This is a genomic window from Achromobacter sp. 46006, from assembly GCF_059761975.1.
In genome coordinates this window covers 27,650-48,804 of the sequence record NZ_JCBANN010000022.1, presented here as the reverse complement: position 1 = coordinate 48,804, position 21,155 = coordinate 27,650, and the positions used below count along the sequence as shown (strand labels likewise).

19 protein-coding genes are annotated in these 21,155 nt (G+C 66.3%); 12 read left to right on the top strand and 7 right to left on the bottom strand.

The features are described 5' to 3' along the window. Nucleotides 1–92 precede the first annotated feature (92 nt). The 6 genes from AC6LKG_RS13115 to rfbD all read right to left on the bottom strand — a co-directional run bounded on the left by AC6LKG_RS13115 (nucleotide 93) and on the right by rfbD (nucleotide 5,802). Nucleotides 93–362, bottom strand: coding sequence for an HPr family phosphocarrier protein (locus AC6LKG_RS13115; protein ID WP_006387993.1), 270 nt, complete (start codon nucleotides 360–362; stop codon nucleotides 93–95). 109 nt (nucleotides 363–471) lie between these two features. After that, nucleotides 472–873 (bottom strand): PTS sugar transporter subunit IIA, encoded by a 402-nt coding sequence (locus tag AC6LKG_RS13110; protein WP_498164966.1) that lies wholly within the window; start codon nucleotides 871–873, stop codon nucleotides 472–474. Nucleotides 874–890: 17 nt separating this feature from the next. Further along, entirely contained in the window at nucleotides 891–1,871 is a 981-nt protein-coding gene (gshB, locus tag AC6LKG_RS13105) for a glutathione synthase (protein WP_498164964.1), read from the bottom strand. A 163-nt stretch (nucleotides 1,872–2,034) separates the two neighbouring features. Beyond that, nucleotides 2,035–2,586, bottom strand: coding sequence for a translation initiation factor IF-3 (gene infC / locus AC6LKG_RS13100; RefSeq protein WP_076410237.1), 552 nt, complete (start codon nucleotides 2,584–2,586; stop codon nucleotides 2,035–2,037). Between the two features lie 20 nt (nucleotides 2,587–2,606). Continuing rightward, nucleotides 2,607–4,559 (bottom strand): threonine--tRNA ligase, encoded by a 1,953-nt coding sequence (gene thrS / locus AC6LKG_RS13095; protein WP_049075048.1) that lies wholly within the window; start codon nucleotides 4,557–4,559, stop codon nucleotides 2,607–2,609. A gap of 328 nt (nucleotides 4,560–4,887) precedes the next feature. Beyond that, nucleotides 4,888–5,802, bottom strand: coding sequence for a dTDP-4-dehydrorhamnose reductase (rfbD, locus tag AC6LKG_RS13090; RefSeq protein ID WP_498164962.1), 915 nt, complete (start codon nucleotides 5,800–5,802; stop codon nucleotides 4,888–4,890). Between the two features lie 298 nt (nucleotides 5,803–6,100). On the opposite strand from rfbD, the gene AC6LKG_RS13085 reads away from it, so the two are divergent. After that, nucleotides 6,101–6,835 (top strand): response regulator transcription factor, encoded by a 735-nt coding sequence (locus AC6LKG_RS13085; RefSeq protein WP_175134227.1) that lies wholly within the window; start codon nucleotides 6,101–6,103, stop codon nucleotides 6,833–6,835. 51 nt (nucleotides 6,836–6,886) lie between these two features. On the opposite strand, the gene hemN is transcribed toward AC6LKG_RS13085, so the two are convergent. After that, entirely contained in the window at nucleotides 6,887–8,311 is a 1,425-nt protein-coding gene (gene hemN, locus AC6LKG_RS13080) for an oxygen-independent coproporphyrinogen III oxidase (protein WP_498164960.1), read from the bottom strand. A 198-nt stretch (nucleotides 8,312–8,509) separates the two neighbouring features. Between hemN and AC6LKG_RS13075 the strand changes: the two genes are divergently transcribed. The 11 genes from AC6LKG_RS13075 to AC6LKG_RS13025 all read left to right on the top strand — a co-directional run bounded on the left by AC6LKG_RS13075 (nucleotide 8,510) and on the right by AC6LKG_RS13025 (nucleotide 21,155). Next, nucleotides 8,510–8,773 (top strand): hypothetical protein, encoded by a 264-nt coding sequence (locus AC6LKG_RS13075; protein ID WP_498164958.1) that lies wholly within the window; start codon nucleotides 8,510–8,512, stop codon nucleotides 8,771–8,773. A gap of 299 nt (nucleotides 8,774–9,072) precedes the next feature. Next, the gene (locus AC6LKG_RS13070; RefSeq protein ID WP_498164956.1) at nucleotides 9,073–9,807 is read left to right on the top strand and encodes a FadR/GntR family transcriptional regulator; all 735 of its coding nucleotides are present in this window, start codon (nucleotides 9,073–9,075) and stop codon (nucleotides 9,805–9,807) included. Nucleotides 9,808–9,906: 99 nt separating this feature from the next. After that, nucleotides 9,907–11,616 carry a thiamine pyrophosphate-binding protein gene (locus AC6LKG_RS13065; protein ID WP_498164954.1) on the top strand — a complete coding sequence of 570 codons (1,710 nt, stop codon included), beginning with the start codon at nucleotides 9,907–9,909 and terminating at the stop codon, nucleotides 11,614–11,616. Between the two features lie 18 nt (nucleotides 11,617–11,634). Next, a complete protein-coding gene (locus AC6LKG_RS13060; RefSeq protein WP_498164953.1) occupies nucleotides 11,635–12,876 on the top strand; it encodes a Zn-dependent hydrolase in 1,242 nt (413 codons plus the stop codon). An 18-nt stretch (nucleotides 12,877–12,894) separates the two neighbouring features. Beyond that, nucleotides 12,895–14,394 carry an aldehyde dehydrogenase gene (locus tag AC6LKG_RS13055; RefSeq protein ID WP_498164951.1) on the top strand — a complete coding sequence of 500 codons (1,500 nt, stop codon included), beginning with the start codon at nucleotides 12,895–12,897 and terminating at the stop codon, nucleotides 14,392–14,394. Nucleotides 14,395–14,589: 195 nt separating this feature from the next. After that, nucleotides 14,590–16,164 (top strand): ABC transporter substrate-binding protein, encoded by a 1,575-nt coding sequence (locus AC6LKG_RS13050; RefSeq protein WP_498164949.1) that lies wholly within the window; start codon nucleotides 14,590–14,592, stop codon nucleotides 16,162–16,164. 90 nt (nucleotides 16,165–16,254) lie between these two features. Next, nucleotides 16,255–17,262 carry an ABC transporter permease gene (locus AC6LKG_RS13045; protein ID WP_498164948.1) on the top strand — a complete coding sequence of 336 codons (1,008 nt, stop codon included), beginning with the start codon at nucleotides 16,255–16,257 and terminating at the stop codon, nucleotides 17,260–17,262. Beyond that, on the top strand, nucleotides 17,259–18,098 hold the full coding sequence (locus tag AC6LKG_RS13040) for an ABC transporter permease (RefSeq protein WP_498164946.1): 840 nt from the start codon (nucleotides 17,259–17,261) through the stop codon (nucleotides 18,096–18,098). Before AC6LKG_RS13045 ends, AC6LKG_RS13040 begins: the two co-directional genes overlap by 4 nt. 9 nt (nucleotides 18,099–18,107) lie before the next feature. Continuing rightward, entirely contained in the window at nucleotides 18,108–19,742 is a 1,635-nt protein-coding gene (locus AC6LKG_RS13035; protein ID WP_498164944.1) for an ABC transporter ATP-binding protein, read from the top strand. Nucleotides 19,743–19,791: 49 nt separating this feature from the next. After that, nucleotides 19,792–20,094: a cupin domain-containing protein gene (locus AC6LKG_RS13030; protein ID WP_498164942.1), complete on the top strand. Its 303-nt coding sequence runs from the start codon at nucleotides 19,792–19,794 to the stop codon at nucleotides 20,092–20,094. Next, nucleotides 20,091–21,155, top strand: a complete 1,065-nt coding sequence (locus AC6LKG_RS13025) for a histone deacetylase family protein (protein WP_498164941.1) — start codon at nucleotides 20,091–20,093, stop codon at nucleotides 21,153–21,155. The genes AC6LKG_RS13030 and AC6LKG_RS13025 overlap by 4 nt, the downstream gene beginning before the upstream one ends.

Below are 21,155 nucleotides of genomic sequence, written 5' to 3'. Positions count from 1 at the left end.
CAAGGCCAGCCCCGTCATGCGCCTGGACCGCGGCACCGGCCGCGGACGTGCCCGCCCGGACGGCGTCCGGGCGGGCGGAATCGGAAGCGCTGCTATTCCTGTTCACCGAATTTGCTATCGAACAGAGTTTCAATTTCGGAGAGCGCCTGTTCGGCATCGCTGCCGGAAGCCTCCAGTTTGACCGTCACACCCAACCCGGCCGCCAGCATCATGACCCCCATGATGCTCTTGGCATTGACACGCTGCGCCCCCCGGGAGATGAAGATCTCGCTGGAAAACTTGCTGGCAAGTTGCGTCAGTTTGGCGGCCGCCCGCGCATGCAAACCCAATTTATTGCTGATGACAATGTCTGTATTAGGCATAGGAATTATGGTGACCGCGGCATCACACCGCAGGTGTTGATTGCAGCAAATTGTCCAAGCGCTCGTCGGCTTGAAATATTAGCCGAAATATGGGACAAATTCCCGCCCGTCAGTCTACCCGCAATACCCCTTGCACCCCGCCGGCCAGCGCCTTCTCGCGAGTCTCGGCCAACGAGAGGTTGCGGTAGGTCAATGCGCGCAACAGCATGGGGGTGTTCAGGCCCGCCAGCACGCAGCACTGGATACCCTGCGCCTGGGCATCGGCCACGGCCCGCTTGGAGATATTGGCGGGAGTGGCGCCGATCAGGTCGGTCAGCACCAGCACCCCCCCGCCATGGTCCTGCTCGAGGATATCCCTGAGCACGGCGGGCGCCAGGTCGTCGGGGCGATCCTCGGGCTGGATGTCGTGGATCGCCAGCATGCCGTCGAGGTTGCCCATGACATGGCTGGCGCATTCGCGCATGGCCGCGCCCAGCGGCGCATGCACGACGATGACGATACCCGTGGTCATGGCAGGTTCCAGGAAGCTCAGGCCGCGGCCGGCACCGTGGCGCCGGCCGCCACCGCGTTCTCCAGCGCCTGGACGAACATGCCGGCGACGTCGAAACCGGTCTGTTCGGCGATTTCCACGAAACAGGTGGGGCTGGTGACGTTGACCTCGGTGACGTAGTCGCCGATGACATCCAGGCCGACCAGCAGCAGGCCGCGCGCGGCCAGCTTGGGCGCCACGGCCTCGGCGATCTCGCGATCGCGCGGCGACAGCGGTTGCGCGACGCCGCGCCCCCCGGCGGCCAGGTTGCCGCGGGTTTCGCCGGCCAGCGGGATACGCGCCAGCGAATACGGCACGGGTTCGCCGCCGATCAGCAGGATGCGCTTGTCGCCCTGGACGATCTCGGGAATGTAACGCTGGGCCATGATGGTGCGCGCACCGTTGTCGGTGAGCGTTTCCAGGATGGCGTTGAGGTTCGGGTCCTGGGGCTGCAGGCGGAACACGCCGGTGCCGCCCATGCCGTCCAGCGGCTTGACGATGACGTCGTGGTGGGCGTCGTGGAAGGCCTTCAGGCGTGCCATGTTGCGCGTCACCAGGGTCGGCGCGGTGAATTCGCTGATTTCGGTGATGGCCAGCTTTTCGGGATGGTTGCGGATCGCCGCGCCGCTGTTGAACACCTTGGCCCCCTGCGCCTGGGCGTATTCGAGCAGGTGGGTGGAATACACGTATTCCATGTCGAAAGGCGGGTCTTTGCGCATCACCACCGCGCCGAAATCGGCCAGCGGCAGGTCTTGCTGCGCGGCTTCGCGCCACCAGTCGTGGCCGTGCAGGTCGGCGCCTTCCACCAGTTCGATCGGCGTGGTGACGGCCTTGACCGTGCCGGTCTCGATGTACAGGTCGCCCTGCATGGCCACGCTGAGCGTATGCCCGCGCGCCACCAGGGCACGCATCATGGCGACAGAACTGTCCTTGTACGCCTTCAAGAGCGGCAAGGGATCCAAAACGAACAAAACATGCATCGCGACACCCCGAACGTACACCGCCTTCCCTTTCGGGAAGGCGGCTATCTATGACATCGTAGCGCAGAGCCGCCCAATAAGCGAACCCGCCGAACATGGGCTGGACGGCGGGTTGCGGGCAAGAGCGGCCGGGCCTTCCCGGACAGGAAGGCCGGCAGGAGCCTTATGCCGCCGATTCCGGCTTGCCCGCGGGGGCAGCCTTCTTCTTGGGCGCCAGCACCATGACCATCTGACGGCCTTCGAGCTTCGGCATGGCTTCGACCTGGGCCAATTCCAGCAGATCGTCGCGCACACGCTCAAGCACCCGCATGCCGAGTTCCTGGTGAGCCATTTCACGGCCACGGAACCGCAGCGTCACCTTGGCCTTGTCGCCTTCCTCGAGGAAGCGGCGCAGGTTGCGCAGCTTGACCTGGTAGTCGCCCTCGTCGGTGGCCGGACGGAATTTGACTTCCTTGACCTGGATGACCTTCTGCTTCGAGCGAGCTTCGGCCTGACGCTTCTGCTCTTGGTACTTGAACTTACCGTAGTCCATCAAACGGCAGACCGGCGGCTCGGCGTTCGGCGCGATTTCCACCAGATCCACGTCGTTTTGCTCGGAAAGACGGAACGCGTCGGCAATCTTGACGATGCCCAGCTGTTCTCCGTCCAGACCTATCAGGCGCACCTCGGGGACGCGGATTTCACCGTTGATGCGATTGGCTTTTTCAGTGGCGATGTTGAAAGCTCCTAGAAATGTTAAGCAGCGCTGCCATCGGGTTGATTGACGTCGCGGCGGGTGGATACGTCTTCGGACAGGCGGGCGACGAAGTCGTCGAACGCAATGGCGCCGAGGTCCAGACCGCCCAATCCGCGTACGGCGACGGTGCCGTTTTGCTTCTCCTTGTCGCCGACGACGAGGATGTACGGCACCTTCTGCAGGCTGTGCTCCCGAATTTTACGAGTGATTTTTTCACCGCGCAAATCGGACTCGACCCTAAAGCCTTGTTTTTTCAGGCTTTGCGTGATTTCGGCCGCATAATCGGCCGAAGGCTCGGAAATGCAGCACACCACGGCCTGCACGGGAGCCAGCCAGGGCGGCATTGCGCCGGCGTGGTTTTCGATCAGCATGCCGATGAAACGCTCGAGCGAACCCAGGATGGCGCGGTGCAGCATCACGGGCGGACGGCGCTGGTCGTTCTGGTCCACGTACTCGGCGCCCAGGCGCACGGGCATGGAGAAATCGACCTGGATCGTGCCGCACTGCCAGTGGCGGCCGATGGCGTCCTTCAGCGTGTATTCGACCTTCGGGCCATAGAACGCGCCCTCTCCCGGTGAGATCTCGAATTCGCAGCCAGTGCGGCGCAGGCTTTCCATCAGGGCCTGCTCGGCCGTGTCCCAGACCTCGTCCGAGCCGATGCGCTTTTCAGGGCGCGTGGCGACCTTGTACAGCACTTCGGTGAAGCCGAAGTCGCGGTAGACCTTCTGCAGCAGGGCCGTGAAGTCGGCGCACTCGTCCTGGAGCTGTTCCTCGGTACAGAAGATGTGGCCGTCGTCCTGCGTGAAGCCGCGCACGCGCATCATGCCGTGCAGCGAGCCGGAGGGTTCGTTGCGGTGGCACTGGCCGAATTCGCCGTAGCGCAGCGGCAACTCGCGGTACGAGTGCAGGCCGGCGTTGAAGATCTGCACGTGGCCCGGGCAGTTCATCGGCTTGAGGCCATAGACGCGGTTCTCGGACTCGGTCGTGAACATGTTTTCACGGTAGTTGTCCCAGTGGCCCGTCTTTTTCCAGAGCGAGATGTCGAGGATCTGCGGCGCCTTCACTTCCTGGTAGCCGTTGTCGCGGTAGACGGAGCGCATGTACTGCTCCACCTGCTGCCACAGCGCCCAGCCCTTGGGGTGCCAGAAGATCAGACCCGGCGCTTCGTCCTGGAAGTGGAAAAGGTCGAGTTCGCGGCCGATCTTGCGGTGGTCGCGGCGCTCGGCCTCTTCCAGCATGTGCAGGTAGGCTTCCTGTTCTTCCTTGGTGGCCCAGGCCGTGCCGTAGATGCGCTGGAGCATCTCGTTCTTGCTGTCGCCGCGCCAGTAGGCGCCGGCCACCTTCATCAGCTTGAAGACCTTCAGCTTGCCCGTGGACGGCACGTGCGGGCCGCGGCACAGGTCGATGAAATCGCCTTCGCGGTACAGGCTGAGCGGTTCGTTCGACGGGATCGAGGCGATGATCTCGGCCTTGTACTTTTCACCGATGCCCTTGAAGAACTCGACGGCGTCGTCGCGCGACCAGACTTCGCGCGTCACCACTTCGTCTTTCTTGGCCAGTTCGGCCATCTTCTTCTCGATGGCCGTCAGGTCTTCGGGCGTGAACGGGCGCTTGTACGAGAAGTCGTAGTAGAAGCCGTTGTCGATCACCGGGCCGATGGTGACCTGGGCATCCGGGAACAGCTCCTTGACGGCGTAGGCCAGCAAGTGGGCGGTGGAATGGCGGATCATGTCCAGGCCGTCGGCGTCCTTGGCGGTCACGATGGCAAGGCGGGCGTCGCCCTCGATGCGGTAGCTGGTGTCGACCAGCGTGGAGTCGGCGCCTTCAAAGGTGACGCGGCCGCCCAAGGCGGCTTTGGCCAATCCCGCGCCGATCGATTGCGCCACTTCGGCGACCGTGACCGGCCCCGGGTATTGGCGCTGCGAACCATCGGGCAATGTGATCTGTACCATCGGGAGTGCTTCCTGGGGTTCTTGGGGGAAAAAAACGAAATTCAGAAACGACAAACGCGGCTGGTAGCCGCGTTCATTTGATTGTCTTGCTGAGTCCTACCGCTGACCTGACACGGTGAAACCCGACGCACGAAAAACTAACGCGACATAGGGCGAAAGTTCCGGGTCGTAGTTCGTGCCAGCGGGAAAAACATGGTGCTTGGGCCTTGAGGGTGGACTTGGCATCGCGCCACCGGTAACGATTGGCGGTGCTTATCGTTGCCGATTGTAGCACCCTTTGCGCCCCTTTCGTGACATTTGCGCGACAGCAACGGCCCCTGGTCCGGGCTCAGGCCAGGTTGCGGCTGTCCGCAATCGCGGCCAGCACGTGCCTCACGCCATCTTCCCAGTGCGGCGCGTGGATACCGAAGGTGCGCTCCAGCAGGCGGCTGTCGAGCCGGGAATTGGCCGGCCGGCGTGCCTTGGCGGGATATTGAGCAGAGGGCACCGCCTGGATGTCGTCCGGTGTCAGGGTGACGGCCAGCCCGGCGCGGCGCGCCTGCTGCGCGATGAAACAGGCGTACTCATGCCAACTGGCGTCGCCGGTGGCGGCCAGGTGATACAGACCGAAGGGAAAGGCGGACTGCGCCGGCAGCGCCAGGTAGCGGGCCAGCACCAGCGCGGTGGAATCGGCGATGTAAGCGGCGCCGGTCGGGGCGCCGCGCTGGTCGCTGACCACCCTGAGCGCCTCCGGCTGGCGCAGCGCCATCAGCATGGTCTTGAGGAAGCTGTGGCCAAATACCCCGTAGACCCACGATGTGCGCAACACCAGATGCGCCGGGTTCATGGCGCGGACCGCCTGCTCGCCAGCCAGCTTGCTGCGACCGTAGGCGTTCAGCGGCGCCGGCGCGTCGCGCTCGTCGTAGGCGCCGACCTTGGCGCCGTCGAACACGTAATCGGACGAATAGTGGACGATGAGCGCGCCACGCTCGGCCGCCAGCGCCGCCAGTTCGCCCGCCGCTTCGGCATTGATGCGCATGGCGCGCACGGGGTCTTCCTCGGCCCGCTCGACGGCGGTATAGGCCGCGGCGTTGACGATGATGTCCGGCTTCTCGCGGCGCACCAACCGCGCGATCTGCAGCGGGTAGGCCAGGTCGCAATCGGCGCGCCCGAAGGCAGCCACGCGGCCCAGCGGCGCCAGGCTGCGCCGCAGCTCGAAGCCCAATTGGCCATCCCTGCCTAACACCAGAATCTTCTTGGACATGCGCCATCCACCGCCTTGCCTGTCTTGCGCCACCGGCCGGCGGATGCCGGCCTGGAATATCGGCGCGATTTTATTCCTCGCCGCGCCAGCCTCGGCATCGCCGGGGGATTAACGTCGCATCACGGTATCACAAACGTAGTTTTGTCTGATTCGAGTTTAGTTTTAGTCAATACGGCGCCGTAAGACCATAAGCTTCACACTCGAATTTCGGACTGGTTACGGCGAGTGTGCAGTCCCAGCAGCCTTCGGGCGCACACCCTTTTTACCGACGTTTTCCCGTCCATTCTGTGGAGTCCTGATGAATACTGCCTCAGCGCCGGATGCCGCCGCCTCTGCCGAGCCGCGCTCCCACGATGCAGGTGACCGCCCCAATTCCCGCAAGCACCTGCTGCTGTCGCGGCCGCCCCCCGTCATCCGGGTGGCGATCCTCGATGACCATCCCGTCGTGGCGCTGGGCCTGGGCGCCTACCTGGATGCCCGGCCCGGCTTCCGGGTCATCCACCAGGAAACCTCGGCCAGCCGGCTGCTGGACAAGCTCTCCAGCACGCCCTGCGACGTGGCCCTGATCGACTTCTACCTGCCCCAGGAACCCTGGGACGGCGTCAACTACCTGCGCCGCTTGCGGCGCTATCATCCCAACCTGGCGATCATTACCTTCTCGGCGGGCAATCGTCAGGAGACCCAATATGCGGCGTATCGCGCCGGCGCCAATGGCTACCTGGCCAAGCAATGGGGCATGCTGCTGCTGCCCGAGATGATCCACGGCGTCCTCAGCAAGAAAGACCCGTTCCTGTCGGTGCACGACGGCAAGATCCGCCCCCTGTCGCCGCGCCCGCCCCACGCCATGTTGACCACCTCCGAGGTCGAGGTCCTGCGCCACATCAGCCAGGGAATGTCGGTGACCCAGATCGCCGCGCGCCTGAAGCGTAGCAAGAAGACCGTCAGCACCCACAAGCGCCGCGCCATGCGCAAGCTGCAGTTGTCCGACGACCTGGCGCTGGCCTTGTTCCTGCGCGAGAAATTCGCCGAATAGATCCGCGCCGCGCCCGGCCCCCACCGGCTGCCCGACAGGGCGGCCGGCCGGTCAGATGATGCGCGAATAGCTGGCGGCCGTGCTGGCGTTACGCAGGTAGCCATCGAACGTCATGGCCACGGCCCTGACGAAGTACCAGCCCAGGCCGGTCACGCGCAGCTCCCCGGCACGCAGGTTGACCAGGCCGAGTTCGGCCAGATTGGCCGCCTGCGACAGCTCGGGCCCGAAATAATCCCCGAACCGCAAGCCATGGCGCGCTTCGATCCCGGCGAAATCCACCTTGCCCTGGCACATGATGTCCATGATGACGTCACGCCGCACCAGGTCATCGGCGCTCAGTGCCAGCCCGCGCTCGACGGCGAAATGGCCGGCCTCGATGGCGGCGTAGTAGCTGTCCAGGTCCTTGGCGTTCTGGCTGTAGGTATTGCCGATGCGACCGATTGCCGATACGCCCAGCGCCACCAGGTCGCGGTCGGGCTGGGTGCTGTAACCCTGGAAATTGCGATGCAGTTGGCCGCGCTGCTTGGCGATCGCCAAGGCGTCCGTGGTCAGCGCGAAATGATCCATGCCAATGTAGGTATAGCCCTGCTTGAGGAAGCCCTCGATGGCCGCGCTGAGCAGGCCGACCCGGGTGGCGCGGTCGGGCAGATCCTGCGTATTGATGCGGCGCTGCGGCTTGAAGCGCTCGGGCAGATGGGCGTAGGCGTAGAGCGCGATGCGGTCGGGCCGCAATGCGCTGACCTGCTCGATGGTGCGCGCGAACGACGCCGTGGTCTGTAGCGGCAGGCCGTAGATCAGGTCGACGTTGACCGAGGCATAGCCCAACGCGCGGGCGCTTTGCATCAGGTCGCGCACGTCCTCGAACGACTGCACCCGATGCACCGCGACCTGCACCCTGGGGTCGAAATCCTGCACGCCGAAGCTGAGCCGGTTGAAGCCCAGCTCACGCAGCTTTGCCAGGCGCTGCGGCGTGGCCGTGCGGGGATCCACCTCGATGGAGATCTCGGCGTCGGGCTCGAAGCGGAATGCCGCGCGCAGGTCCGCCATCAGCCGGCCGAGCTCGTCATCGGCCAGAAAGGTCGGGGTTCCACCGCCGAAGTGCAGTTGCGACACCGGCACGCCTGGCCCCAGTTCGGCCACATGCAACGCGATTTCCCGCGCCAGCGCATCCAGGTAACGCGCCGCGCGGTCGTGATGGCGGGTCACGACCTTGTTGCAGGCGCAGTAATAGCAAACCGAATCGCAGAACGGAATATGCACGTAGAGCGACAGGGGTTCCGGCGTACAGGCCGCGCGTCGCTGGCCGAGGGCCTGGCGATATTCGGCTTCGCCAAACGCCGGGTGGTAGCGGTCGGCGGTGGGATAGGAGGTGTAGCGGGGACCGTTCTTGTCCAGCCGGGCGAGCAACTGGGGGGGGAAGAAGGGTTCGGAAGCGGCCGACGGATCGGCGAATGAGGAGCGGAGGGCGGCTTGCATGACTCGAATTATTCGCCCGCGCCCATCCGGCGGTGTTGATCTGGCGCAAACTCGGCCAGCGCCTGCTGCGAGGACGCAACGCGTCCAGCCTGCGCGACAGTCAACCACGGCGCGGCGCCGCGGACGGCCACGGCCGCCGAACAACGGCCATGGCCTCGTAAAATGCCCGCACTCTCCTCAATGACAAGGACATTCCCCGTGGACACCGAACTCGACGGCCGCCTGCTCGCGTTGCGCCAGGCGTTGGCGATCGCCATCGCCCTTTCCACCCGCGGCAGCGCGCAAGCCACCGACATGGCACTGGAGCTATTGGGCGACCTGAAAGCCAATCTGGACGATGCGCCGTCGGACAGCCCCTTTGAAAAGCCCGAATGGGTGGTCGGTGCGCATGACGAGCTGGAAGGCATCGCGCGCCTGGTGCGCGCCTTCACCCAGACCCCCGAACCGGACGCTGGCGCCTGACCCCCGCGATACCGCGCGCGCCGTCGTCACACGGCGCCTCTTGATCAAAACACTGAACCAGGGCACCGCGCCAGCGCCGCGCGGCCCGCCCGACGCCCCCCCTCCACTGCCCGGCTCCCGCGCCATCCTCCGCCGCCGAGGCTTGCCAGGCGCGCCTTTGACTGGCCTGACCACCAGATAGGAAGACGGGAAATCCCTCTGATCGTTTTCCCTTTGTCCTGCAAATTTTTCTTTTGTTTCAATGGCAGGATACCTATATTGGTGGCCTGACCACCTGACCAAGATTTTGCAGTACCGCCATGAACACCTTCCAAGCCGTCGCCGTCACCCGCCTCTATCGCATGATCGCCGACCAGATCGCCGGGCGTATCCGTGCGGGCGATTTTCCGCGCGGCGGCCGCTTGCCCTCCGAGCGCGAGCTGGCCGAACAACTGCAGGTGAGCCGGGCCTCGATCCGCGAAGCGTTGATCGCGCTGGAGATAGAGGGCTACGTGGAAGTGCGCGTCGGCACCGGCGTGTTCGTCACCGCCAGCCGCGAAGTCGCTCCCGCGCCCCCCGCCGCCACGACCGCGGCCGTCCAGGACGACATCGGTCCCTTCGACCTGCTAGAAGCGCGCATGCTGATCGAACCGGAGTGCGCGGCGTTGGCCGCGCAGCAAGGTTCCCCCGCGCAGATCGCTGCCATCCGCGCGGCCCATGAGGCGATGTCGCTGACCGACGCGCCGGGCTGGCATGACCGCGAATTCCACAGTGCCATCGCCGCCGCCTGCGGCAACGCGGCGCTGGCCGCCTCGGTGGCTCACTTATGGAATCTGAGCCTGGCCAGCCCGGTGTTCAGCCGCATGCAGGATTACTTCGTCAACACCAAGGTATGGGCGGTCGCCCACGCCGAGCATCAGCGCATCCTGACCGCCATCCTGGCGCGCGACCCGATCCGCGCGCGCCACGCCATGCATGCGCACCTGATCGGCATCCTGGCCCGCCTGCGGGAAGACTTCGGTGACGACGACGGGAGCATCCGGCCCGATATCTAGGCCCCGCCCGCCTTCGCTTCGGCGGCGCCGGCCGCCGCTTGCCCTGCCCCCCACCCCAAGCCCGCGCCGCGCGCGGCCAGCCCCTCCGGGAGTGTTTGCATGACGGTTGTATCCCCTCCGCCCCGCAACGGCGGCCAGATCCTGATGCAGCAACTACGCATCCATGGCACGCGCCGGATCTTCATGATCCCAGGTGAAAGCTATCTTCCCTGCATCGACGCGCTGAACGAACACCGTGGCGCCATCGAACCCGTGGTCTGCCGCCAGGAGAGCGGCGCGGCGTATATGGCCGAAGCCTACGGCAAACTGACCGGCGAACCCGGCATCTGCTTCGTCACCCGCGGTCCGGGCGCCACCAATGCCAGCATCGGTGTGCACACCGCCTTCCAGGACTCGACGCCCATGATCCTGTTCGTCGGCCAGGTCGGCAACGATTTCTACGAGCGCGAAGCCTTCCAGGAAATCGACTACCGCCGCATGTTCGGCCAGATGGCCAAGTGGGTGGCGCAGATAGACCGCACCGACCGCATCCCCGAATTCGTGGCGCGCGCCTACGCCACCGCCACCAGCGGCCGCCCCGGGCCGGTGGTGTTGGCGCTGCCGGAAGACACCCTGTGGGGCAGCGCCGCCGTGGCGGACATGCCGCGCTACCAGCGCGTTGCCGCCAGCCCGGGCCAGCCGGACCTGGATCGCATGCGCCAGTTGCTCGACCAGGCCGAACGGCCGGTGATGGTGCTGGGCGGCAGCGGCTGGAATCCCGACGCGATCCAGCAGATCGCCGCCTTCGCCGAGCGCTTCGAACTGCCGGTCGCGACGGCCTGGCGCCGGCTCGAATGCTTCGACCAGCGCCATCCCAACGCCGCCGGCCAGATAGGCTGGGGCATGACCGACGCATTGCGCGCGCGCATCAAGGCCGCCGACCTGATTCTGGCGGTCGGCACGCGCCTGGGCGAGGCCACCACCGAAGGCTATCAACTGATCGAAAGCCCGCTGCCGCGGCAGGCGCTGATCCACGTCTATCCGGACCCACAGGAGCCAGGCCGCGTCTACGCTCCGACCCAGGCGATTGCCGCCAGCGTGGCCGGTTTCGCCCAGGCGGTTGCCGCACTGCGGCCCGCCCACGCCACGCCGCGAGGCGCGGCGGTGCGCGCGGCCCACGCCGAATACCTGGACTCGCTCGAGCCATTGCCGTCGCCCGGCGCGCTGAGCCTGGATGCCATCTCGACCCAGGTCAACCAGCGCCTGGCCGCGGATGCCTGCATCACAGTGGGCGCGGGCAACTACGCGCTGTATCCACACCGCTATCGCCAGTTCACCGGCCTGGGCACCAGCCTGGCGCCCACTGTGGGTTCGATGGGCTATGGCCTGCCGGCGGCCGTATCGGCCAAGCTGGAGCACCCGGACAAGACCGTGGTGTGCTATGCCGGCGACGGCTGCTTCCAGATGAATCTGCAGGAACTGGGCGTGGCCCAGCAGTACCGGCTGGGCATCGTGGTGCTGGTATTCAACAACGGCATGTGGGGCACGATCCGCGCGCACCAGGAACGCGAATTCCCCGGCCGCCCGATTGCGCTTGGCTTCGAGAACCCCGATTTCACGCAAATCGTGCGCGGCTACGGCGGCTATGGCGAAGCCGTCGAACGCACCGCCGATTTCGCCGCGGCGTTCGATCGCGCGCTGGCCTATGCCGAGCGCGAACAACGCCCCGCGCTGCTGGAAATCCGCTACGACGCCGACGGCATCGCCCCCGGCCAGACGCTGACCGCCATCCGCGAGGCGGCGCTGGCTCGCAACGCCGCCGCCCACTAACCCGAACGAGGCTCCCCCATGACTACACCCCTGTCCGTCAACGGCAACCGGCTCTGGCAATCCCTGATGGATCTGGCCGAGATCGGCGCCACGCCCAAGGGCGGCAACTGCCGCCTGGCCCTGACCGCGCTCGACGGCCAGGGCCGCGACCTGGTCACCGGCTGGATGCGCGATGCCGGCATGACGATCCGCGTGGATCAGGTGGGCAATATCTTCGCCCGCCGCGCCGGCCGCAACGACGCACTGCCCCCGGTGATGACCGGCAGCCACATCGACACGCAACCCACAGGCGGCAAGTTCGACGGCTGTTTCGGCGTGCTGGCAGGCCTGGAAGTGATGCGTACCCTGAACGATGCAGGCGTGCAGACCGAAGCGCCGCTGGAGCTGGCCATCTGGACCAACGAGGAAGGCTCGCGCTTCGTGCCGGTGATGATGGGCTCGGGCGTGTTCGCCGGCAAGTTCCCACTGGAGACCGCGCTGAGCGCGCGCGACGCCAAGGGCCTGGCGGTGCGCGACGAACTGCAGGCTATCGGCTATGCCGGCACCGAACCGGTCGGCGGCCGCCCGGTGGATGCCTATTTCGAGGCCCACATCGAACAGGGTCCGATCCTGGAGCATGAAGAAAAAGTGATCGGCGCGGTCACCGGTTCGCTCGGCCTGCGCTGGTACGACGTCACCGTGACCGGCATGGAAATGCATGCCGGCCCCACGCCCATGGGCATACGCCGCGACGCGCTGTATGCCGCCAGCTACCTGGTGCAGGCCGTCATCAATATCGCCAACGCGCACCAGCCGCACGGGCGCGGCACGGTGGGTGAGATCCATGCCCACCCCGGTTCGCGCAACGTGATCCCGGGCCAGGTGCGCTTCACCACCGACCTGCGCCACGAAGACGAAGCCACGCTCACGCGCATGGATCAGCAATGGCGCGAGGCCTGCCGCGAGATCGCGGAGAAGCACGGCGTGCAGGTGGAGGTGAAGGACGTGCAGTACTTCCGCCCCACCCCGTTCGATCCCGACCTGGTGGAGAAGGTGCGCCAGGGCGCCGCGCGCCGCGGCCTGCCGGCCATGGACATCGTCACCGGCGCCGGCCATGACGCCGTCTACATGGCCGCGGTGGCGCCCACCGCCATGATTTTCGTGCCGTGCAAGGACGGCATCAGCCACAACGAAATCGAGGATGCGCAGCCCGCGCACCTGGAAGCCGGCTGCAACGTGCTGTTGGACGCCATGGTGGCCCGCGCCAACGCCGCGCGCTGAAACGACGAGGACCCTGTCATGACCCTGCATACCCTCGAATACTGGCAAGCCCGCGCCGATGCTCTGACACTGCGCGGCCAGGCCTATATCGACGGCGCCTATGTCGATGCCGCCGACGGCGCCACCTTCCCCGCCACCAGCCCGATCGACGGCCGCAAGCTGGCCGACGTGGCCGCCTGCGGCGCGGCCGATGTCGACCGCGCCGTGGCCGCCGCCCGGCGTGCCTTCGAGACCGGCGTCTGGTCCGGCCTGTCGCCGCGTGAACGCAAAGCCTGCCTGGTGCGGCTGGGACAACTGATCACCGAACACACCGAAGAACTGGCGCTGATCGAAACCCTGGACATGGGTAAGCCGATCCGCGACGCGCTGGCCTTCGACCTGCCCGAAACCGCACACTGCTACGCCTGGTATGGCGAAGCCATCGACAAGCGCTATGACGAGATCGCGCCCACCGGCGCCAATACGCTGGCCACGGTCACGCGCGAACCGCTGGGCGTGGTGGCGGCCGTGGTGCCATGGAACTACCCGTTGCTGATGGCCGCCTGGAAAGTCGCGCCGGCCCTGGCCGCGGGCAATAGCGTGATCCTCAAGCCGGCCGAGCAATCCTCGTTGAGCGCACTGCGCCTGGCAGCGCTGGCCGCACAGGCCGGCATCCCCGCGGGCGTCTTCAACGTCGTGCCCGGCGCCGGCCCGGTCGCCGGCAGCGCGCTTGGCCTGCACCCGGATGTCGACTGCGTGGCCTTCACCGGCTCCACCGCCACCGGCAAGCGTTTCATGAGCTATTCAGGCGAATCGAACCTCAAGCGCGTGTGGCTGGAATGCGGCGGCAAGTCGCCCCACATCGTGTTCGAGGACTGCCCCGACCTGGACCATGCCGCGCTGATTGCCGCGCTGGCAATCTTCTCGAACCAGGGCGAGGTATGCATCGCCGGTTCGCGCCTGTACGTGCACGACGCCATCTATGAGACCTTCATGGAGAAAGTGGCCCGGCACGCCGCCGAAATGCGGCCGGGCAATCCGCTCGATCCGGCCACGGCCCTGGGCGCCATGGTCGACGAGCGCCAGACGCGCTCGGTAATGGCGCGCATCGCGGCCGGCCAGGCCGAGGGCGCCACGCTGCGTGTCGGCGGGCGCCAGTTGCACGGCGACAGCGGCGGCTTCTACATCGAACCGACCATCTTCGACTGCACCGACGCATCCAGCCCGCTGCTGCGCGAGGAAATCTTCGGCCCGGTGCTGGCAGCGCAGCGATTCCATACGGAAGACGAGGCCATCGCATTGGCCAATGATTCCGCGTACGGCCTGGGCGCCGGGCTCTGGACCGCCAATCTGGGGCGCGCGCACCGCCTGTCGCGGCGCCTGCGCGCCGGCCTGGTCTGGGTCAATTGCTATGCCGACGGCGACATCACGGTGCCGTTCGGCGGCGTCAAGCAATCGGGGTTCGGCCGCGACAAGTCGCTGCATGCGCTCGACAAGTACAGCGACCTGAAAACCACCTGGATAGACATCACCCGATAGCGGGGCGCGCATGCAGCCAGTCTATCGCCGCATTGGTGCGCGGCGCCGTATCTGCACCCTTACGTAGCATTGTTGTAGCAGCTCCACCCCGCAGTTCCCCGAGAAACAGGTGGCACGAGGTTTGCTTATCACTACCGGCACGCGCCGTGTGACAAGCGGCCACCTGACAACCCTCTTCCAGCCTGGAGGCTCGCAGTGAAATCGAAGACTTGGTTCTCCCTCAGCATCGGCGCCCTGGTTCTGGCGGCCGCCTTGCCGGCCACGCAGGCCCTGGCCCAGACCAAGGGCGGCACGCTCAACATGATCGTCCAGCCCGAGCCGCCCGTTATCGTCACGGCCATCAACCAGCAGGGCCCGACGCAATTCGTCGCCGGCAAGATCTACGAAAGCCTGCTGACCTACTCGACCGACCTGAAGCCGCAGCCCGGCCTGGCCAAGTCGTGGGAAGCATCGCCCGACGGCCTGAGCTACACCTTCCACTTGCAGGACAACGTCAAATGGCATGACGGCAAGCCGTTCACGGCCGACGACGTGGTGTTCTCGCTCGCGGACATGCTGCCCAAGACACATGCGCGGGCCCGCGTGATACTCAACAAGTTCGTCGCCTCGGTGCAGGCCACCGATCCGAAGACCGTGGTCATCAAGCTGAAGACGCCGTTCCCGGCTTTCATGCTGATGTTCGAGCCGGGCTTCGCGCCGATGATGCCCAAGCACATCTACGCCGGCACCGACTACATGACCAACCCGGCCAACCAGAAGCCCATCGGCACCGGCCCGTTCATGTTCAAGGAATGGAAGCGCGGCGAGTACATCAAACTGGTGCGCAACCCCGACTACTGGAAGCCGGGCAAGCCCTACCTGGACGAACTGGTGTTCAACGTGATTCCCGATGCAGCCTCGCGCGCGGTGGCGTTCGAGCGCGGCAGTGTCGACGTGCTGCGCGGCGGCGACGTCGACAACGTCGACATCAAGCGCCTGCGGGCGCTGCCCAAGGTCGAGTACACCACCGCCGGCTGGGAAATGTTCTCCCCCCAGGCTTACCTGATCTTCAACATGCGCAAACCGCCCTTCGACAACGTCAAGGTGCGCCAGGCGGTGATGGCCGCGCTCAACCGAAAGATGATCGTCAACAACATCTTCTTCGGCCTGGGCAAGGTTGCCACCAGTCCCTTCGTGACCACCGAGATGTTCTATGACAAGAACATGCCGGCCCTGCCCTTCGACATGAAGAAGGCGCGCGCGCTGATCAAGGAGTCGGGTATCAAGCCCGAGGACTACACCATCCGCCAGTTGAGCTTCCCTTATGGCTCGACCTGGGACCGCCTGGGTGAATACACCAAGCAGGCGCTCGAGCAACTGGGCTTCAAGGTCAACCTGGAATCGACCGACGCTGGCGGCTGGGCCAGCCGCACCGGCAACTGGGACTTCGACCTGACCACCAACTTCACTTACCAGTACGGCGACCCCGCGCTGGGTGTGCAGCGGCTGTATATCTCGTCGAACATCGTCAAGGGATCGCCGTTCGCCAACGTGCAGGGCTACAGCAACCCCGAGACCGACAAGCAGTGGGAAGCCGCCGCCTCAGAAGTCGACCCGGCCAAGCGCCAGGCGATCTACAGCAAGCTGCAGACCACCCTGGTCAATGAAGTCGCCAACGGCTTCCTGGTGGACATGGAGTTCCCCACGCTGTATCGCGCCAACGTCAAGAACCTGGTCAAGACGGCCATCGGCCTGAACGAATCGTTCGACGACGTCTACATCGAGAAGTAAACGCCGCAAGCCGCGGGCGGCGCCCCCTGCCCGCCCGCGGCGCCCGGCCGCGCGACGGACGCCCGCGCCCGTCCACGGAGGACCCTGAGCATGAAATTCCTGTCTTTCCTGGTTTCGCGCATCGGCAAGGCCCTGGTGGTCGTGCTGGGCGTGGTCATCATCAATTTCTTCCTGATCCGCCTGGCGCCCGGCGACCCCGCCGCCGTGCTGGCTGGCCAGGCGGGCGCGGGCGATGCCGCGTACGTCGAGCAATTGCGTGTCGCGTTCGGATTGGACAAGCCGGTGCTGACGCAGTTGTTCCTGTATCTGAAGGGCGTGGTCCAACTGGATCTGGGCTTTTCCTATCGCAACCACGTGCCGGTGCTGGACCTGATCGTCGAACGCCTGCCCGCCACCTTCCTGCTGATGTCCTGCGCCTTCCTGTTCTCGATCGTGCTGGGCGTGCTGCTGGGCGTGGTCGCGGCCAAGGCGCGCTACCGCAACAAGCGCCGCTGGATCGACAGTTCGGTCATGACCGGCGCCCTGCTGCTGTATGCCACGCCATTGTTCTGGCTGTCGCTGATGGGCATCCTGCTGTTCTCGGTGGTGCTGGGCTGGCTGCCGGCCTTCGGCATGGAAACGGTGGGCGCCGGCCTGACCGGCTGGGCCCGCGCCGCCGACATCGCGCAGCACCTGATCCTGCCGACGGTGACGCTGGGCTGCTTCTTCATGGCGGTGTACGTGCGCCTGACGCGCGCCTCGATGCTGGAAGTGATCGGCATGGACTTCGTCAAGACCGCACGCGCCAAGGGCGTCAGCCCCGGCCGCGTGATCCGCGCCCACGTGCTGCGCAATGCGCTCTTGCCAGTGATCACCTTCGCCGGCATCCAACTGGGCCAGATGGCGGGCGGCGCGGTTCTGACCGAGACAGTGTTCGCCTGGCCCGGCATCGGCCGACTGATGTTCGATGCGCTGCTGCAGCGCGATTACCAGCTGCTGCTGGGCATTTTCCTGGTGACTTCGATCATGGTGGTGGTGTTCAATCTGTTGACCGACGTGCTGTACCGCCTGATCGATCCGCGCATCGGTGCCGGCGCGCAACAAGGAGCCGCGGCATGAAGCAATTCGCCCGACGCTATATGCGCAACTACGGGGCGGTGGCCGGACTGGCCATCATGCTGGTGGTGGTCATCGTGGCCCTGGCCGCGCCGCTGCTGTACCAGGATTCGCCCTGGATGATGGTGGCGGACCCGCTGATTCCGCCGTTCACCGACGCCGCCTATCCATTCGGCACCGACATGCTGGGCCGCGATATCACCGCCGGCCTGGTGTGGGGCGCGCGCGTCTCGCTGATGGTGGGCCTGCTGTCCACCGCCGTGGCACTGGTGTTCGGCATCGTGGTCGGCGCTATCGCCGGCTACTGTGGTGGCCGCGTCGATGACGCGCTGATGCGCTTCACCGAATTCTTCCAGACCATCCCGCAACTGGCGATGGCGGTGGTGCTGGTGGCCATCCTCAGCCCCTCGGTGTATTCCATCATGGGCGCGATCGCGGTGGTGTCGTGGCCGCCGGCGGCGCGGCTGGTGCGGTCGGAATTCATGACGCTCAAGCAGCGCGAGTTCGTGCAGGCGGCCATCGTCATCGGCCAGACGCCGGCGCGCATCGTCGGCACGCAGATCCTGCCGAACGCCATGTCGCCCATCATCGTCTCGGCCTCGTTCATGGTGGCGACCGCCATCCTGACCGAATCGTCGCTGTCCTTCCTGGGGCTGGGCGACCGCAACCTGATGAGCTGGGGCTTCATGATCGGCGCCGCGCGCACCATGATCCGCGAAGCGTGGTGGATGAGCGTGTGGCCCGGCGTGGCGATCCTCCTGACCGTGCTGGCCATCAACCTGATCGGCGAAGGCCTGAACGACGCCCTCAACCCGCAACTGCGCAAGCGCGGCGAATAGGAGACCGGCATGAACGCATCCCCGCCCCTGCTGTCCATCCAGAACCTCAGCATCGCCCTGCCCAGCGGCGGCGACCGTCCCTTCGCGGTGCAGGATGTTTCCTATGACATCCACGCCGGCGAAATCCTCTGCATCGTCGGCGAATCCGGCTCCGGCAAGTCCATGAGCGCCAACGCCATCATGGGCCTGCTGCCTGACTACCTGACGCCGCAACAGGGCCGCATCCTGTTCCGCGGCACCGACCTGCTGCGCCAGGACGAAGCCACGCTGCAAGGCATGCGCGGCAAGGACATGGCCATGATCTTCCAGGAGCCGCTGTCGGCCCTGAACCCGCTGATGACGGTGGGCGAACAGATCAGCGAAGTCATGCGGGTCCACAACGCCTATCCCGGCCCCGAACGGCTGCAGCGCACGCTCGAACTGCTGGAATTCGTCGGCCTGCCCGACCCGGCCACGCTGTATCACGTCTATCCCTTCCGCCTGTCGGGCGGCCAGCGCCAGCGCGTCATGATCGCCATGGCCCTGGCGCTGGAGCCTGCGCTGCTGATCGCCGACGAGCCGACCACGGCGCTGGACGTCACCACCCAGGCGCAGATCCTGGCGCTGATCGCCCGCATCCAGAAGGAAAAGGGCATGGGCGTGATGTTCGTCACGCACGACTTCGGCGTGGTGGCCGAGATCGCGCACCGGGTGGCGGTCATGGAAAAAGGCGTGCTGGTCGAACAAGGCCCTGCCGAGGAAGTGCTGAACCGCCCGCGCCACCCCTACACGCAACGCCTGATCGCGGCCGTGCCGCACCGCCGCGGCGAGGAACGCGACGCCGCCAGCCAGGAACGGCCGGTGCTGGAGGTGAAGGACCTGAAAAAGACCTACGTGATCGGCCATGGCTGGCTCGGCGGCCGGCGCGAAGTGCACGCGGTCGACGGGGTCAGCTTCAGCGTGCGCCGCGGCGAGACGCTGGGCATTGTCGGGGAATCCGGCTCGGGCAAGTCGACCATCGGCAAGTGCCTGCTCAAGCTGGTCGGCATCAATGGCGGCCAGTTGATCTTCAACGGCCAGGACATCGCCGCCCTGCCCGAGTCGCGCTTCCGGCCGCTGCGCAAGGATATTCAGATGATCTTCCAGGACCCCTTCGCCTCGCTCAACCCGCGCCATACCGTGGGCCGCATCATCAGCGACGGCCCGGTCGCCAACGGCGTGCCGCGCGCCCAGGCCGAGGCCCGCGTGCGCGAGCTGCTGTCGCTGGTGGGCCTGGACCCGTCGGCCTTCGACCGCTACCCCAACCAGTTCTCGGGCGGCCAGCGCCAGCGCATCGGCATCGCCCGCGCCCTGGCACTGGAACCCAAGGTGCTGGTGGCCGACGAATCGGTGTCGGCGCTGGACGTATCGGTGCAGGCGCAGGTGCTGCAACTGCTGCACGACCTGCAGCAGCGCCTGAAGATCGCGCTGGTGTTCATCACCCACGACCTGCGCGTGGCCGCGCAGATCTGCAATTCGGTGCTGGTCATGCACCGCGGCAAGGTGGTGGAATACGGATCGCCCAGCCAGATCTTCGACAACCCGCAACACGCCTATACGCAACAACTGATCGCCGCCGTGCCCGGCCAGCACTGGGATCCAACCCAGGCCCAGGCGGCCGCGTGAACCGCATGACCCGCCGCGGCGCCCGCGGCACCACCATCAGGAGACTTGCATGCAACGCCCGCCCGCCGTGCCCACCGTCCAGATCGACAACGACCAGGTCACCGTCACCGAATGGCGCTTTCCGCCCGGCGGAGAAACCGGCTGGCACCGCCACGGCATGAACTACGTGGTGGTGCCGCAGACCACCGGACCGTTGCTGCTGGACACCCCCAGTGGCCAGGTCACCAGCCAGCTCACCACCGGCGTGGCCTACTACCGGCCTGTGGGCGTGGAGCACAACGTCATCAACCCGGGCGACACGGAATTCGTGTTCGTCGAGATCGAGCTCAAGCAGGCGGGGCAGGCGTCATGAAGGCGTTTTTTTCGGAAGAACAACTGTTGCACACGCCCCGGCAGTTCATGCGGCTGGGACGCATCAGCGCCCCCACCGACCTGCCCTCTCGCGCCCACAGCCTGCAAGGCGCGCTGGCGGCGCGCGGCATCACGGTCGAGGCGCCGCCCGACTACGGCCGCCAGCCGCTGGAAGGCATCCACAGCGCAGACTACCTGGACTACCTGGAGACCGCGTTTGCCCGCTGGCAGGCGCTCAAGGCCCCCGGCGTCGACCCCGGCCCCGAAGTGCTCCCGAACCTGTCTCCCTACTACAGCGGCCGGGTCGAGTCGGCCGGGCGCGGCCCTTGTCCGTCGCCGTCGATCGTGGCGCAGACCGGCTATTACCTGAGCGATCTGTCGTGCCCCATCGGCCCGCAGACCTGGCGCTCGGCGCTGCGATCCACCCACAGTGCGGTGGCGGCGGCCGAGCACGTGGCCGCCACGGGCGGGTCGGCCTACGCCCTGTGCCGCCCTTCGGGCCACCACGCCCACCGCGATCGCGCTGGCGGCTTCTGCTACCTGAACAGCAGCGCGGCCGCCGCCGCCCGCTTGTTGCAGACCTGGGCCAAGGTGGCGGTGCTGGACGTCGACGCGCACCATGGCGATGGCACCCAGAACATCTTCTACCAGCGCGCCGACGTCATGACGGTGTCGCTGCACGCCGACCCCGGCGGCTACTACCCGTTCTATACCGGCTACGCGCACGAGCGCGGCCACGGCGCCGGCGAAGGCTGCAACCTCAACCTGCCGCTGGCGCACGGCTCGGGCAACGACCCGTTCCTGCGGGCGCTGGACAGCGCACTGGCGGCGCTAGCCGGCTTTGGGCCGCAGGCGCTGGTACTGGCGCTGGGCTTTGATACCTACAAGGACGATCCCATCAGTGTGCTGCGGCTGGACATCGAAGCCTACCGCGACATCGGCGCGCGCGTGGCCAGCCTTGGCCTGCCGACCGTGGTGGTGCAGGAAGGCGGCTACATGGTCCAGGCCATCGGCCCGGCGCTCGACGCATTCCTGCAGGGCCTGGGCCAGGACCGCGCCTGA